Raw genomic sequence first — 15,413 nt, 5'->3', positions numbered from 1 at the left:
TATTGGCAAATATGTTATGTTTAACTACCTTCCATGTCTGAAAAAAATATTTTTCCTGATGATGGGAGTTGCCATATTAACCCGAACCAGACGAAATAAAATGTTAGCCCTGCTTTTTGGTGGCCTGCTGGCGGTTTCCTGTTCTTGTCTGGCTCAAAACAGTACCGCTTTTACGGGCTACGGAAATGTGCCCGTAAAAACACCCGATTCCCTTTTGCGGAAGATACAGCTTGCCAAAAATATCAAGGCGAAAATACTGGCCTTTCAGCCTCTTTTGGCTTTCCATGCCGCCCATGGCACCACAGACTCCGTGATCATTTATGCACAACAGCTCATGGCGGAGCTTAACCAAAGTGATCTTTCATCTGCCGACAAACATTCCTGCCAGGTCTCTCTTTATCTTACACTGGCCAACGCTTATAGTGATGAAGGACTGTACGACGAAGCTTTGCGGTATTACCTGCAGGGCGTGAGTATTGCGGAATCGCTCGGTAACAAAGTTGCCGTCAATGACAATAAAATGGGTATGGCCAACGTATATGCTGCCCGCAATGAACATGACAAAGCCATTGCTGCATACAACGACCTGCTGAATACGGGGCAGGATGAACGACTGAAATATTGGGTGTATGAGCGGCTGGGCCTCATTTTTCTTGAGCAGAAAGACCTGTTTCAGGCGAAGCAGTACACTGAAAAAGCACTGGTTTATTTTCAACAGCAGCACCAGGAGAAAAAAGAGCAGCAAGCGAAACTCACACTCGGCATCATCACGGAATTAAACCAGCAAACTGATGAAGCGTATGCTATTTACAATGAAGTAAAAAACAATGCGGAGCAGCACCAGTTTTTTGACCTGTATATCCATGCCGGACAAAGGATGGGCAACCTGCTCATTAGGCGGAAGGATTATGAGAATGCAAAAGTGTTGCTGTCCCTGGTTTACGCTAACGCCCTTCAATGGAACGACCTGGAAGCGCAGCTGAAAGTATTGAACAGTCTTCGTAACCTGTACGCGGTAACAGACGATTATAAAAATGCCTACGCACTCATGACCCAGTACCTGGGCGTTTTGCAGGAAGTACTGAACAAGCAGAATAAAAAGGAGATCAATGAGCTTGAAATAAAATATCAAACGGCCCAGAAGGAAAAAGAGATATTGAATAAGGAAAACCAGTTAAACCATCAAAAAACGGTAAAATATAGTCTGCTGATCGGTTTCCTCGTTATCCTGCTGCCAATCGTAGGTTTACTGTATATGTACTACCAGAAGCTGCAGGCGCAAAGCAAATTAAATACTACTATGGAGGAAATGAACCGGCAAAAAATCGCAGCGTTGCTGAAAGATAAAGAACTGGAGCTGCTCAAAGCCTCTGTCAGCGGCCAGGAAAAAGAGCGGAAGCGGATTGCAGGTGAATTACACGACAGCATCGGCGGCAACCTCGCTGCCATCAAACTCCAGCTCTCTAACCAGGTCGGGGTGAATAGGCTGGAAACAATTATCCGGCAGGTAAACGATACCTACCACCAGGTGCGCGATCTTTCCCATGATCTTGTTCCTCAGAAATTCACCAACACCGGTTTTACAGCGCTCATTTCAGGCTATATCAGGCAATTCAACGTGCCTGGTAACGCCACTATCACCTTCCATGCCTTTCCCGGCGACGAAGTTGACAGCATCGGAACATCACTGAAAGTGGAGATCTATAAGATCATCCAGGAGCTCATCACCAACGCCCAGAAACACAGTCAGGCATCGAAAGTTGAAATACAACTGACCCGGCTGGACGACATGATAAAGTTGCAGTTTGAAGATGATGGCCAGGGATTTTCCATGGAAACAGTAAAATTCGGTATCGGATTCCAGAATATTCGTGAGCGGTTGAAATTATTCGACGGCGTATGCACTATTGACTCTTTCCCGTCGAAAGGCACAGTAATTGACATTGAAATACCCTTAAATCAGGAATGTTATGAAGCATAATATCATCCTTGCAGACGATCATAAATTGTTCCTGGAAGGTCTTATCAGGTTGATAGCGCAAGACAAGGATCTCCATGTACTCTATTATGCGCATAATGGTAAACTGTTGATGAACTATCTTGATCAACACCCGGCGGAGCAGGTCGATCTCGTTATCACCGATATCAGTATGCCGGATATGGACGGCATCACACTGAATAATTATATCAAGGAAAAAAGGCCGGAGATCAGCACCCTGGTGGTAAGTATGCATACCGACAGCAATATGATTGATACGCTTGTACAGAATAATGTAGACGGGTTTTTATCAAAAAATGCGGATTCAGACGAATTGCTGGAAGCGGTAAAAATGATTCTAAAAGGTGGGAAATACTTTTCAGAGGCGGTGAAACAGGAATACCTCAAGAGCGTTTTCAACAAGGAAAAAGAAACCCTTGAAATGCTCACTTCCCGTGAAAAGGATGTATTGAAACTGATTGCGGAAGAATACACCACCCAGGAAATCGCCGACAAGCTCTTTCTCAGCAAACACACTATTGAAAGTTACCGCAAAACCCTCATCCTTAAATTAAAAGTGCGTAACCTGGCCGGGCTCACCAGGTACGCCGTCAAACTAGGCCTCCTCAGTTAACCCCCTGAAAACAGGGTATTGAATTTCACTGAATACGATGTTGTTACCCCCATCGTACCCGGCTACCTTTGTTGCATAACAAAACAGAACAATCCATATCAAACAATCCTGTAACTAAAAAATGCAACATTATGATCTACGGAATAACATTAATCCTGCTGAGTATCATTGCCGTTCCCTCCCTGATTTTATCTAAAAAACCCAACGCAAAAGAGTTGTTGGAAAAGGTGGAGCCCTACCAGGGATGGATCGGGATTATTTTCTGTTTCTGGGGCATATGGGGACTTGTAACCGCCGTTTTAAATATTGGCTGGCTTACCTCGGTGCCTATCTGGTGGACCACCTTAGCCGCAGGCAGCCTGGTGGAAGCATGCCTTGGTTTCCTACTCGGATTCCCGCTCATTAACAAGTTCTTCCTCTCCGGCAATGAAAAGGCCAGGGAAAAAGCGGTGGGTATCCGGGCAAAAATAGCCCCGAAACAAGGCAAACTAGGTATACTGGGTATCATTGTTGGCGCCTGGATGATCGTTGCTTCCTTCCTCTTTACGATTGCCTAGCATTATCCTTTTACAACTCAACTTTCAGCTGATGAAAAAAATAATACTGGCCGCCATCATATTGATGGCGGCATTGGGAAGCCATGCGCAGGAACAGCAAACCCACGCTATCCAGGTTAGCGGCATCGCCAAAATACACCGCGAGGTGGAAGCTTACCTGGCAGATTTTTCCATTACGGTGGAGTACGGAGAATCAGAAAGCAAAAAATCTTTCGAAGACCTGAAAAAGGGCTTTTTCGATAAAGCCAAAGAGGCTGGTCTGGACGAGAGCCAGTTTAAAGAAGATAAAGTGGGTTACCAGGCATTACAACTTTTCAGGGAGGGCAGTTTATATACTTTCAAAGCCCGTTCCCTCGACGAACTCCTGAAGGCGGCCAAACTAGCGAATGGCAGCGTTATCGTTATCACAAATGCACGGGTAACGTTCAAACCTGTTGAGAAAGGTGAAAAACAATTCGAGACCGCGTTTCTCAATAGCAGGGATAAAGCTGCCATCATTGCAAAAGCAATCAATAAAAAGCTGGGCCCCGTGTTGACGGTGACGGATCTTACCTCCCAGGAATTGAGGGCAGAAGAGAACTTTTACTTTAAACCAATCGAAGATCAATATCTCTCGTTGTTGGTAAGTTTCGCGATTGAATAGCCGGCCTGCCATCCATTTTTGACCCCGGGGCTTATTGAGGCCCCCAAGCCACAAGCGCTAATAGTAATTGTACATAAATCAAACGCTGTTTTTAATCCGGCGAAGGTAGTTTAAAAGCTAAGCGAGGCTTGTTCTCAACGCAGAACACAGCCTCGCTTACCTGGTGCTTTCCGCCGGGCAATCAGCCCCGGCAGGGTTTATTTTCTATTTCCAAAGTGGATTCTGTACCATGGCTGGATTGGCATTTAATTCAGCCTGCGGAATAGGGAAATAGTCATGTTTAGCGGGCACAAAAAACTGACGGCCTACTTTATCGCTGTTGGTGAACTCCTGCTTGAGCAGTCCCCATCTCTTAAGATCATAGAACCGCTGACCTTCACGGGCAAATTCGAGCATGCGTTGATGCCTTATTTCAGCCATCATCGCGTCTTTGGAAAGACCGTTGGCGAGTGCGCCGAGTTTAGCTCTTGTTCTCACCGCCTGTAACCACGGATATGCTTCAGTGGTTTTACTTTGCATTACCAGGGCTTCCGCCAGCAACAGCTCAATATCTGCATACCTTAATGCCCGCTCATTATTGCTGGAAGCATAATTGGCAGCACCGCTGCTTCCCGACAGCTCATTGGCCTGCAGGTAATTCTGGTATTTTTTGAACATCGACTTAAAACCAAACTGCAACGTAAAGGCACTAAACGGTTTCCGGTAGAAGATCGCGCCTGGATAGTCCCATATCAGTGTTGCATACATGCGTGGATCCAGTTCCCGGGCCGCTGTTTTTTCTAACTGAAATTCGTTGAAAAGCTTATCGGTAGGACTTACCTCAAACCAGCCGGCAACTTCCGATGGTGCAAACTCCTGCGCGGTAGTTACCCCCAGGGCTTCATTGGCGTTTTCACCCGACCATGGGTTCGTACCGCCTACATCGGCGAGTTGTATTTCAAATACGGACTCGCTGTTATTCTTTTTGGCAGCTGTGAAGTTATCACCGTAGTCTGTAGTGAGACTGTAGTTGAAAGGGGCAGTGGTAAGCTGTTTGAGCGTTGATTCCGCATTGGCCCAGTTCTTCATATATACAAACGATTTTCCCAGGAAACCCAGTGCTGCGCCTTTGGAAGCCCTGCCTGTTTCTGATGGATCGCGCGTAGCCGGCAGGTCTGCAGCCGCCTCTGTGAAGTCTTTAACTATTTGTGTCCAGACATCGGCTTCCGGAGATTTGGCAATGAAGTAGTCCTCTTTCTTGGCCGGAACACTGGTGCGTATCGGCACATCACCAAAGTTGGTTACCAGGATGAAATAATTCAGCCCACGGATAAATTTAGCTTCGGCGATATAAGCCTTCTTTTTCTGATCGGTGAGCCCGGCTTTATCAATGTTTTCCATAATCTGGTTAGCACGGAAAATAGCCCGGTAAGAGATGTTAAACACATTGGTAGCCGCGGAGTTGTCCGGTGTATTGGTGAAGGTAGATAACTGGTAGAGATAACTCACATCGTTACGGATGAAGAAATCATCACCCCGGCCATTGGATAATTCTACACCACGTACGCCCCAATACCCGCCATCTACATTTTTAAATAGCCCGTAGGTGGCAGCCATGGCGCTTTTAACATCATCTTCATTTTTCCAGAAAGTCTCCGTGGTAATCTGGTTCGGGTTAGTAAGTTGCAAGGTATCGCGGGAACAGCCGGTAAACGCCAGTGTAGCTGCGATCGAAATCAATATTTTTTTCATACGTTTCATCGTTTTAAAAAATTACAATGACAGTTGTAAACCGATAGAAAGCACCCGTGCGAGGGGATAGGCCACATGGCCGAAATCAACGCCGCGGTCGAGAATGCTGCCAGTCCTGCCAATATCCGGGTTAGACCCGCTGTATTTTGTGATGGTAAACAGGTTGTCGGCACTCACGTAAGCCCGTAAACTGGTAATTCTCATACGTTGTACCAGGCTTTCAGGAATGGTATACCCGAGTTGCAATGTTTTTAAACGGAAGTAGGAACCGTTTTCGAGGAAGCGGGACGATGTTTGATCATTGAAATTAGGATCGTTGATCACCGCTCTTGGAATATCTGTATGCGTGTTCTGTGGCGTCCAGGCATTGAGGGTGGCACGGCTGTAGTTGAATTCAAGGTTCATGCCTTCCAGGTCCTGGCGTAAACCGTTATAGATCTTATTCCCCTGCGTTCCCTGCATGAAGATGTTGAGATCGAAATTGTAAGCTTTGAGATTAATGCCTACACCATATTCGAAATCAGGGAAAGGACTGCCGCAGTTAACGCGATCGGAATTACTGATAATACCATCTCCGTTGGCATCCAGGAATTTAATATCTCCCGGCGCTGCGTTGGGCTGAATTAACTTACCCTCTTTATCTTTATAAGCATCTATTTCTGCCTGTGACTGGAAGATACCTAATGACTTAATGAGATAGAAGCCGGCAATTTCCCCGCCGGCCTGCGTTAGGGTAGTGGAAGCGCCATGGTGGGTGGGTGGTCCGCCGAAGATTTGCTGGGAGCCGGTGCCCAGTTCTATGACTTTATTTTTAACGGCAGAAAAGGTACCCGTTACGCTATAGGTAAGCACTCCTACCGTATTGGTATGGTTCAAACCCAGCTCAAAACCTTTGTTCTGAATGGTGCCGGCATTTATTACGGGATTGGTAGAAGAGCCGGTGGAACCGGGTATAGGAACATTCAACAACACATCGGTTGTATTTTTCCGGAAGTAGTCTGCGGTAACATTTAGTTTGCCATTCAGGAAACTGATGTCCGTTCCGATGTTCATGGTCTCCGTATTTTCCCATTTGATATTGGGGGATGCAAAGGCTGTTTGAATAGCGCCAAACCATTTTTGTTGATCCGCCCCGGTAACATAGTTGATATTAGAGGAGATGGCTGCGCTGTATTGATAATCGCCAATTTCCTGGTTGCCGAGTATACCATAGCTACCCCGCAATTTCAATGCGGATATAATGTTTGGAGATACGGACCAGAACTTCTCATTGGAGATATTCCAACCTGCGGCAATGGAAGGGAAGTTACCATATCTGTTGCCTGCTCCAAACCGGGAAGAACCATCACGACGGAAACTGGCGGTGAGCAGGTAGCGGTTGTCATAAGAATAGATGACGCGGCCCAGCACAGACAATAGGGTGCTCACCGTGCTGTTGCCGGCTACGGTGGCGGTACCGGAAGCAGCATCCAGTTCCTTTAAGCCATCAGGAAGATTTGTTTTGCTGGCCAGCCAGTAGTTGTACTGCGTTTTCTGATAAGAATAACCTGCTAGGGCCTGTATACTGTGTTTGCCGAAATCTTTCGTGAAATTGAGCGTATTTTCAACTAACACCAGCTGGTTGCGGTCTTTCGACTGGCTTAAATCATTTGTTGGATGCGAGAAGAGCGATCCTACATTGTATCGCCTCGCATAGTCGTCTGTGTTGCCGAAGGAACTGGTATAACCCAGGTTGAATTTATATTTCAGTGAGGGAAGTATAGATACTTCTGCAAAAGCATTGGCAAGAATAGAGGTGACTTCATAGCTAATATCTTCCAGGTGCAATTGTGCAACAGGATTTGCTACATTCACCACGGGACCGGTAGCGCCTGCATATCCGCCAAGCGCTGTGCTGTCGTAAACCTTGAATACAGGGATCATCTTAGCAGCGGATCCTACCGCATTTCCTCCCTGTCCGCCCCAGCCACCGGGCATGCGGATCCATTTTTCACGGGAAAGCAATACCGTTTCACCGACTTTCAGAATGCCTTTGGTCGTTTCTGATTTTACACGCGCGCCGTATCGGCTATAACCGGTTACATCTACAATACCATCCTGTTTGTTATAGTTGCCCGATACACTGAACCGCGATGTTTCACTGCCGCCACTCATGGTGAGCTGGTATTGCTGAATCAGCGCCGTTCTGTATATGGCGTCCTGCCAGTTAGTGCCTTCCCCGAGTTGAGAAGGGTTGGCGGCAATTGCCAGCCTGGGCAGGTTAGCTGCATCATGCGCTGCATTGCTGACGGTGGCCCATTCTGATGCGTTTAATACCTTCCAGGGATGGTCTATTTTCTGCCTGCCGAAGTTGGTACTAAACTGGATGACAGCCTTTCCCGGCTTACCGGTTTTAGTGGTCACCAGTACCACGCCGTTGGCCGCACGCGATCCATAGATGGCGGCTGCAGAGGCATCTTTCAATACATCCATTGATTCGATATCGCCAGGTGCGATATTGTTGATACCGGCCACGGGCACGCCATCTACGAGGTAAAGTGGTGTTGCATTGCCTAGCGTTCCCACGCCCCGTATCAGGATGCGGGTGCCCGCTCCGGGATCTCCTCCGGCCGATTCTACAGTTACTCCGGGCAGCTTGCCCTGCAGGGCTCTGCCTACATTACTGACGCCTTCTGTCTTAAGGTCGGCGGCCTTCAGCGATGCAATAGAACCTGTAAGGTCCTTTTTCTTAACGGTACCGTAACCAATTACAACTACCTCATTGAGGCCGGCGGTGCTGCGTTTGAGCCGGATGTTAAGGGCGCCTTCAGCGCCTACTGTGACTTCTGTGGACTCAAATTCCATGGAGGATACCAGCAATTTATCGCCGTCTTTTACCATCAATGAAAACTGTCCTTTATCGTCTGTAACTGTGCCCCGCGTGGTACCCTTGATCTGGATAGATGCCATGACAACGGGTTGGTTAGTCGCATCTTCGGTCACTTTTCCGGTCACTTTTTGCTGTGCATTGGCTGCAAAGCCGGATAAAATAAGAAAAACAAGGAACATATGCCTGTACCAGGCAGGTGGTGAAATGCTCACCCCGGTGTAATTTCTCATACGGGAATTTTTAAGATGTCAGACTTTAGTTGATGACTACATTAAGTGTCTAATTTACATTTAAAATTTAATAGTCAGATGGACAATTAAATTTTTTAGATGGACTATATTATGATTTTTGAAGGGAGAACGCCGCTGGCCGACGGTGTTCATAAACGTAAAGAAGCCGCCTCAATCGCGTGAAACGGCTTTCTTACTTACTTCAGCGTATGGTTAAAATGCGTACTGCAGAATATATTAAGAGCCGGCAAAATCGCGGGCTGCCCAAACAATATCCAATACTTCCCGGTAAACGCTCAATACAGAAGTTTTTGTCCTTCCCACCCGGTGCTGCTCAGAAATTGCTCCCAATTCAGGCTCCCAGGGTTTATTTTTCTACTCCACATTAAGTCACGATCATCCCTGAAATATCCGTATTCTACTGCATATTCAACCATCCCTGTGAGTTCCTGCACTAAAACTTCGTTTGAACTGAATGCCGGAAAGTGACGAAGGAGTTCTTCCCGGGAAAATGCCGAACTATACACTGCATTCTTGCCGGTTACCCTAATAAAGGTATCCACCATTTCCTGGGGAGAGATAATATCACCGATAACAGGAAGGGATTGACCTGCATACTCATCCGGGTTTGAAAAAATTTCTAAAACAGCCGGCCCCGTAGCTGTAAGGGGATCAACAAAAGGCGCACGGAAGTCTTTTGGCAAATAGATAGGAAATACGAGGGTGTCGCCATTTAAGACAGGCGTGTAAAATTCCATCAAATTCGTGTAGAAGAACGCCATGTAAATAAATGAGCTTTTGATCGGCAGTGTACGAATGTATTCTTCGATTTTAGCCTTGTCGGTAAAATGTGGTGCGAACTTTTTCCCGCTTGTAAGTTTATCGACATTTTCTAAACTGCTGAACACGATATGAGGTACCCCGGCTTCCACAGCTGCATCTGCCAACTGTTTACCCAATTCGAATTCATGGGTTGCGGGTGGAGCGATATTAGGCGTCATCAGAAAAACGCCGGCAGACCCATGGAATGCTTTCACAAACTCTTCCTGGTAGCCCAGGTCAAGTGGTATATTTATAAGCTCAACTCCTTGTTGAGACAGGATAAGCGCTTCAGGTGAATCAATACGACGAGTAATTCCACGTACCCGATACCTTCCGGATGTCAATAATGTACGGGCTGCACTAAGCCCCTGTTTGCCCAAAACACCAACAATTGTAATAAGTGGTTTATCTTTTTGTACGGCTATACTGTTTATTTTTGTACTCGTAATCATGTAAATGAATTTTTGAACTATAAATATTATAGTTGCAAAATTATTTTTAGTGAAATACATTTACAATAACTATCAAAACAGATAGGTGCCAAAAATAATAGCATGAAAACAGAATGTATTGGTGATTACATAAAACTGAACAGCAAGCTATACCCTTGCTCAGTAAGCTTAACAATGGATTTGGTAGGAGGGAAATGGAAGGCAGTTATCTTATACCATTTAAAAGACGAGGCAAAAAGATATAATGAACTCCGTAAAGAAATGCCTTCAGTTACGGAGATGACATTGAGTTTGCAGTTAAAGCAGTTGGAGAAAGATGGTTTAGTGGAAAGAAAAGCGTATGGCAAAAAGCCTCCCATCAAAGTCGTTTACAGCCTGACTGATTTTGGCAAAACGTTCATTCCTGTTTTGGAGGCAATCACAGCATGGGGAAATAAGACTGCCAGTGAGAAAGGCGAGTTTGTTTATCTGCAGGAAACCGAATAGCGAAACTTATTCCCTTGTCGCACGAATCTACCTGTAAATCCCAGGTGTGCGCTAAGGTTTAATAAATCTACCAGACTTTCTGAATTCCAGCGGCGAAATATTCGCCTTGGTTTTGAACAATTTGGAGAAAGACTGCGGGTATTCAAACCCCAGTTCAAAAGCGATTTCATTTACAGACAAATCTGTCATAATCAACTTTTCCTTTGCCTTCTCTATGATCTTCTCCTGTATGTGCTGTTGGGTGCTGTTGCCTGTAAGGGTTTTGAGCAAACTGCTGAGATAATTAGGTGAAATATTCAGCTGGCCCGATATATCCTTTACCGTAGGCACCCCGTTCATTTCGAGTGCTTCCGGTGAAAAGGCCTTTTCCAGCATGGCTTCCAGGTGACTCACGATACCATGATGAGTGATTTTACGGGTAATGAACTGTCGTTGGTAAAAGCGCTCTGAATATCCCAGCAGGGATTCAATAAGGGAAATAATAATCCCCTGGCTGAATTTGTCAATGTTAGCACTATATTCCTGTTCAATATTCCTGAACAATCCGCTAATAGTCTGCTCTTCGTTATCAGACAGGAACAAGGCTTCATTTACTGCGTAATCAAAGAACTCATACTGTTTTATCTTCAACGCAAGAGGGTGGTTCCAGAGAAAATCCGGATGGAGGAGCAGTAACCATCCGGACCGATCCATGTCATCTTCCTGATCGCCAATAAAATTAAATACCTGTCCTGGTGCTATAAAACTCATTACACCTTTATCAAAATCATATTCCTGCTGCCCGTACTTCATTTTCAAACAAAACTGCGTGAACCTGCTCATCCCTATAAAATAAAAATTAGTGGCAGCCACTATATCTGGTCCATACTTAGGAACCTTCTTTAGCTCAGCAATATTTAATACGCTGATAAGCGGATGCCTTGTATCAGGCAAGCCTTGCAGCTGCAGTAGTTCATGGATGCTTTTTATTTTCCGGGGAAGGTTTCCTGCCATAATATTTAGTTTTGATGATACCAGGCAGCGTACTCCCTGGCAAAGTCCCGCAGTTTTCGTTTTCCTGATACGGGTCTGCTAAGGAAGTAGTCCTGTTGCGCTTTCCCATTATGCATGTTTTCCTGCATCTCTACCAGTAACCCGGCCACCTCTGGTGATACACCGGTAGCTTCAAGTGTTTGTTTTACCTGCTCTTCGGGAAATGCTCTCCATTGAAGCTCAGGAATCCCAATGGCTTCTCCTATAATTTGTGCTGCCTGGGTACAGGTAAGTTCCTCGCTGACCACGTACATCACTTTCAAACCCGTCATCGCAGGGCTGTTTATTTCTTCCGCGATAGCTGCAGCGATGTCTTCAGGAGCTACAAAAGCTACCAGGTCTTCTCCGCCATAGTTCGATATAATCATACCCTGCTGGCGGATCATATCTTTAAGGTGATAGAAATTACTGTAAAAGGGTCCTGGCCGTACAAAGGTAACAGACAAGTCCTCAAGTGCCTCAAATTTTTTCTCCGGCCAGATGGAATTCAGCAGGTGCGCTACCCATCCGGAGAGGACGATTACACGTTTTATCCCTGTTTCCCTGATAGCCAGGATATAATTATCCATATTCCTATCCCATGCATCGAGATCCCTTGCTGTAAAATTCAGTGGATTCATACAATAAACAACATCAGCTCCTGTGAAGGTTTTAATGAGAAAAGGTAAGTCCTGGATGCTGCCAATAGCAGGTTGAGCGCCTATCGCCTGTATCTGGCCCTGCTTATCCGGATTTGTGCTGATAAGGGTAACCTGGTGTCCGGCCTTCACCAATATTTCTGCAAGCGGTTTGCTGATATTCCCGAGGGAGCCTGTAAGTACAATTTTCATTTTCGATAATTTAATGTACTCAAAGGTCTACCGGAATGCGGAAGAAAAAGTGTTCAAATCTCAGAAGATTGTATGAAAATGCAGGAAGAAATATTGGCCGCTTTACATCTGGTTAAAAAAGGTGCTTAACGATTGCTCCGTTGGCAGGCCAATTTTCTTCCTTATCCTGTACCGGCTTACTTCCACACCGCGAACGGTGATGTTCAATAGTTGGGCGATTTCTTTTGTGGTCAGGTTCAATTTAAGATAAGCGCACACTTTTAAGTCGGAAGTAGTCAATTGCGGGTATTGCTTTTTTAGTTTGTTCAGAAAATCATCATTCAACTCATCAAAGTGAGCGGCAAACACTTCCCAGTTGGCATTGATTTTTTCTGCATCCTTAATGAGGTCAGTAATGCTTTTAATATCGTTTGTTTCACTGTCCAGGCGTGATACTTTTTCTTTTATTTTGGTTAAGGTATCTGAATTTTCCATCAGGTGCATGCTGGTATTCGCTAATTCTTTTTTCTTCAGCAGTACCTCCTGCGCTAATTTTTCGTTTTGAAGTTTGATGATTTCCTTTTCATTTTTTTCCAGCTCCAGGTGATGGATATATTTGAGTTTCTTTTGTTCTTCTTCGAATTTTTGTTGCTGTAGCAGTAGCTTATGCTTCAGATACCTGCGTATCATAAATACCAGGCCTCCTAAAATGCACAGGTAGCCGAGTATAGCCCAGGTGGTTTTATACCAGGGCGCTTTTATCAGGAAGGTATAAGACGCTACTGCGGACTCGTTATGCTGGTAGTCCCTGGCTTTTACTTTAAAGGTGTATTCCCCGTTTGACAGGTTGGTATAGTCTTTCTCTGTTTTATTATCCCAGGAAGACCAATCATTATCGTAACCTTCCAGTTGATAGCTATAGGTGATATTTTGCTGAAAATCGTATACCGGTGAGCTGTATTCAAAATGAAATGCATTGGATGCGGATGGCAACTGCAGCACTTCGGGGGTGTTACCGGATACGGCAGTGGCGGGATATCCGCCCTGGTAGCCGCCAAAGATGGTGCTGTCGGTTTTGCCGGTGGTTTTCACCATTCCCAGCCGTACGGTAATGGGTTGTTTGGCGGAAGTGTATCTTTTATAGTCAAGATGAATTAATCCTTTTTCTGAACCAATAAGTACATGTTCGCTGTTATAGGGATAAATGTTTTCGAACTTTGGAAGGAGCTGTCCGGCTAACTCAGGAAAATACGTCACTTTAGGGGCCCTGGCGGAATCAGCCGGGGAAAAGTGAACTACACCGGTTCCTTTCTCGTTACAAAACCATATGTTGCCGTCTTTATCTTCTGTCAGGTACCATACTTTCATTTCTCCAAAAACCGGGGCAAGAAACCTGGAAGGGGAAAATTTATTCGTGGAGGGATTAAACTCATAAAGTCCCCTGGTGGTAGCAAAGATGATTTGATTTTTTATTTTGAAGACAAAATTATTTAAGGCGGAAGGCAGGCCATCATTGGAGGTATATAGATGGATGGAGTATTTTTTCTTGTCTTGTGACAAGCTCACGCGATAGATGCCCCGATAGGGATGGGAAGCCCAGATATCTCCATTGACGTCCAGCGCCATAAAGCGGTAGGAGTCGGGAGTACCGTTTATTTTACCCTCGTCATTAAAATTATTATTTTCATATCGGAGCCGTTTCAGCCCATAGTAGGTGCCTACTATGATATCCTGCACCGGGTAAACGGAAGACAGGGGCAGAAAATACCAGCTGCCTGCTTCTCCGGAAAGTTGCCTGGCTTCGTTTCCCAGTATGTTGTAGCTGCCGTTGTCATTGCCCAGCAGTAAATGCCCGTTCACCTCCGTAAGATTCCAGGCTTCGCGGTTCTCTGTATTTTTTACCAGGGAGAAGTCATCCTTCGTAACATGGATATCATTATTATTAGTCAAAGGAGCGCTGTATAGCCCGTTGGACGTGGCCACATACAGCCTGTTATTGAATATAGCAGTAGCATAGCCGGGCAGATTATTGGCTTTACCCACCTGGAGATACCGGATAGAGGAGTTATAGTTGATATAACTGATGCCACTGTTTAACCCGGTCCATAGGTTATTACTGGCGTCCATGAACACGCTCAGGGCATTGTTATTCTGAAGGCCCTGTTCATTGGAATAGCTTTGCCACAGCTGGTTTCTTATATTAACTACCTGGCAGCCACCGGAGAAGGTGGCTACCATCAGTTCATCATCATTTATTTTTGCAGCAGCATTGATGTAGAGATGACTGGGTTTATTATTAAACTGCGGAGTTATCGTGCCGTTATGCAATAGAAAAATACCATTTGTGCGGCTCACGATGAAGGTACTGTCCTTGCCCATTGAAACGATACCGGCGATAAGTATCCCTGCTAGTTTCTTCCCATCTGCTACCGGCGCCCATTGGTTTTTGTCAAATTGTAATAATCCGGCCACCCGGTCTGCGGCATAAATATGCTCCCCGGCACGCCCCAGGAAAAGCCATTTTGAATGCGAAGGATGTACATGAACCGATTTGTCGTTGTACTCAAAGATGCGATCATCAGCCTGGAAGAAAACCCTGCCGCCCATAATGGCAATATGCCATATGTCGGCAAATTTCCTGTATTGCTCGGGGATATTATCTTTTAAGGAGGTATACGTCAGTATGCCATTGGTACCGGGAAAGAAATATCCGATCTCGTCCTGTCCGCCCACATATATTTTCCCGTCATCACTAACAGCGAGTGACCACATAACCGTGCTATTGGGTAATGGATAGAGTTTCCAGTGACTTCCGTCAAAACTTAACAGGCCTTCATTATTGGCAAAGTACATTACTCCCTGCTTATCTTGTCCTATCTCCCAGTTCTGGCTGCCACCATGATAATCAAATTTGGTGTAGTTGACAACAGCCGGAAGTCCGCATTCATTTTGCGCCCGGACAGTATAACAGCATGCTGATAACAGCCCGGAAAAAAACAGGATATTGAGTAATGTCTTATTCATATTTAAATCCCAACCCACTGATGTAGTAGTATTGTAGTAGTGTCTTTGCTTATAAAAATAGGCAATTACGTGATAAGACGTAGTATTGTTGGGGCAGTTTCTCAACATTTAATGATAAGCCCGCCTACATTTGTTATTCCACGATC

The 15,413-nt window shown here is 45.4% G+C and carries 11 protein-coding genes; 5 read left to right on the top strand and 6 right to left on the bottom strand.

What is annotated here, in order from left to right; genetic code table 11:
• Nucleotides 1–100 precede the first annotated feature (100 nt).
• From KE626_RS26380 to KE626_RS26365, 4 genes are all read left to right on the top strand, one after another.
• Complete coding sequence (locus KE626_RS26380) at nt 101–1,981, top strand: tetratricopeptide repeat-containing sensor histidine kinase (RefSeq protein ID WP_211976020.1); 1,881 nt, start codon at nt 101–103, stop codon at nt 1,979–1,981.
• The gene (locus KE626_RS26375) at nt 1,971–2,612 is read left to right on the top strand and encodes a response regulator (RefSeq protein ID WP_211976019.1); all 642 of its coding nucleotides are present in this window, start codon (nt 1,971–1,973) and stop codon (nt 2,610–2,612) included. Before KE626_RS26380 ends, KE626_RS26375 begins: the two co-directional genes overlap by 11 nt.
• A 131-nt stretch (nt 2,613–2,743) precedes the next feature.
• A complete protein-coding gene (locus KE626_RS26370; RefSeq protein ID WP_211976018.1) occupies nt 2,744–3,169 on the top strand; it encodes a hypothetical protein in 426 nt (141 codons plus the stop codon).
• Between the two features lie 31 nt (nt 3,170–3,200).
• A complete protein-coding gene (locus KE626_RS26365) occupies nt 3,201–3,812 on the top strand; it encodes an SIMPL domain-containing protein (RefSeq protein WP_211976017.1) in 612 nt (203 codons plus the stop codon).
• 204 nt (nt 3,813–4,016) lie between these two features.
• Here the strand turns inward: KE626_RS26365 and KE626_RS26360 are convergent, their stop codons facing one another.
• The 3 genes from KE626_RS26360 to KE626_RS26350 form a co-directional block, all read right to left on the bottom strand.
• Complete coding sequence (locus tag KE626_RS26360) at nt 4,017–5,543, bottom strand: RagB/SusD family nutrient uptake outer membrane protein (protein ID WP_211976016.1); 1,527 nt, start codon at nt 5,541–5,543, stop codon at nt 4,017–4,019.
• Between the two features lie 21 nt (nt 5,544–5,564).
• Nucleotides 5,565–8,642, bottom strand: coding sequence for a SusC/RagA family TonB-linked outer membrane protein (locus KE626_RS26355; RefSeq protein WP_211976015.1), 3,078 nt, complete (start codon nt 8,640–8,642; stop codon nt 5,565–5,567).
• A 296-nt stretch (nt 8,643–8,938) separates the two neighbouring features.
• Nucleotides 8,939–9,916, bottom strand: a complete 978-nt coding sequence (locus KE626_RS26350) for an NmrA/HSCARG family protein (RefSeq protein ID WP_211976014.1) — start codon at nt 9,914–9,916, stop codon at nt 8,939–8,941.
• A gap of 102 nt (nt 9,917–10,018) precedes the next feature.
• On the opposite strand from KE626_RS26350, the gene KE626_RS26345 reads away from it, so the two are divergent.
• Nucleotides 10,019–10,402 (top strand): winged helix-turn-helix transcriptional regulator, encoded by a 384-nt coding sequence (locus KE626_RS26345; RefSeq protein WP_211976013.1) that lies wholly within the window; start codon nt 10,019–10,021, stop codon nt 10,400–10,402.
• Between the two features lie 51 nt (nt 10,403–10,453).
• On the opposite strand, the gene KE626_RS26340 is transcribed toward KE626_RS26345, so the two are convergent.
• The 3 genes from KE626_RS26340 to KE626_RS26330 all read right to left on the bottom strand — a co-directional run bounded on the left by KE626_RS26340 (nt 10,454) and on the right by KE626_RS26330 (nt 15,267).
• On the bottom strand, nt 10,454–11,395 hold the full coding sequence (locus KE626_RS26340; protein ID WP_211976012.1) for a helix-turn-helix domain-containing protein: 942 nt from the start codon (nt 11,393–11,395) through the stop codon (nt 10,454–10,456).
• Between the two features lie 5 nt (nt 11,396–11,400).
• Nucleotides 11,401–12,264: an NmrA family NAD(P)-binding protein gene (locus tag KE626_RS26335; protein ID WP_211976011.1), complete on the bottom strand. Its 864-nt coding sequence runs from the start codon at nt 12,262–12,264 to the stop codon at nt 11,401–11,403.
• Nucleotides 12,265–12,366: 102 nt separating this feature from the next.
• The gene (locus KE626_RS26330; protein WP_211976010.1) at nt 12,367–15,267 is read right to left on the bottom strand and encodes a ligand-binding sensor domain-containing protein; all 2,901 of its coding nucleotides are present in this window, start codon (nt 15,265–15,267) and stop codon (nt 12,367–12,369) included.
• Nucleotides 15,268–15,413: the final 146 nt, after the last annotated feature.

It is taken from the genome of Chitinophaga hostae (genome assembly GCF_018224885.1).
Classification (GTDB): Bacteria; Bacteroidota; Bacteroidia; order Chitinophagales; family Chitinophagaceae; genus Chitinophaga; species Chitinophaga hostae.
This window is presented reverse-complemented; position numbering and strand designations above follow the sequence as displayed.

Coding starts and splice junctions, on each gene's coding strand:
- KE626_RS26380 (WP_211976020.1), top strand. CDS start 101: ATGTTAGCCCTGCTTTTTGGTGGCCTGCTGGCGGTTTCCTGTTCTTGT.
- KE626_RS26375 (WP_211976019.1), top strand. CDS start 1,971: ATGAAGCATAATATCATCCTTGCAGACGATCATAAATTGTTCCTGGAA.
- KE626_RS26370 (WP_211976018.1), top strand. CDS start 2,744: ATGATCTACGGAATAACATTAATCCTGCTGAGTATCATTGCCGTTCCC.
- KE626_RS26365 (WP_211976017.1), top strand. CDS start 3,201: ATGAAAAAAATAATACTGGCCGCCATCATATTGATGGCGGCATTGGGA.
- KE626_RS26360 (WP_211976016.1), bottom strand. CDS start 5,543: ATGAAAAAAATATTGATTTCGATCGCAGCTACACTGGCGTTTACCGGC.
- KE626_RS26355 (WP_211976015.1), bottom strand. CDS start 8,642: ATGAGAAATTACACCGGGGTGAGCATTTCACCACCTGCCTGGTACAGG.
- KE626_RS26350 (WP_211976014.1), bottom strand. CDS start 9,916: ATGATTACGAGTACAAAAATAAACAGTATAGCCGTACAAAAAGATAAA.
- KE626_RS26345 (WP_211976013.1), top strand. CDS start 10,019: ATGAAAACAGAATGTATTGGTGATTACATAAAACTGAACAGCAAGCTA.
- KE626_RS26340 (WP_211976012.1), bottom strand. CDS start 11,395: ATGGCAGGAAACCTTCCCCGGAAAATAAAAAGCATCCATGAACTACTG.
- KE626_RS26335 (WP_211976011.1), bottom strand. CDS start 12,264: ATGAAAATTGTACTTACAGGCTCCCTCGGGAATATCAGCAAACCGCTT.
- KE626_RS26330 (WP_211976010.1), bottom strand. CDS start 15,267: ATGAATAAGACATTACTCAATATCCTGTTTTTTTCCGGGCTGTTATCA.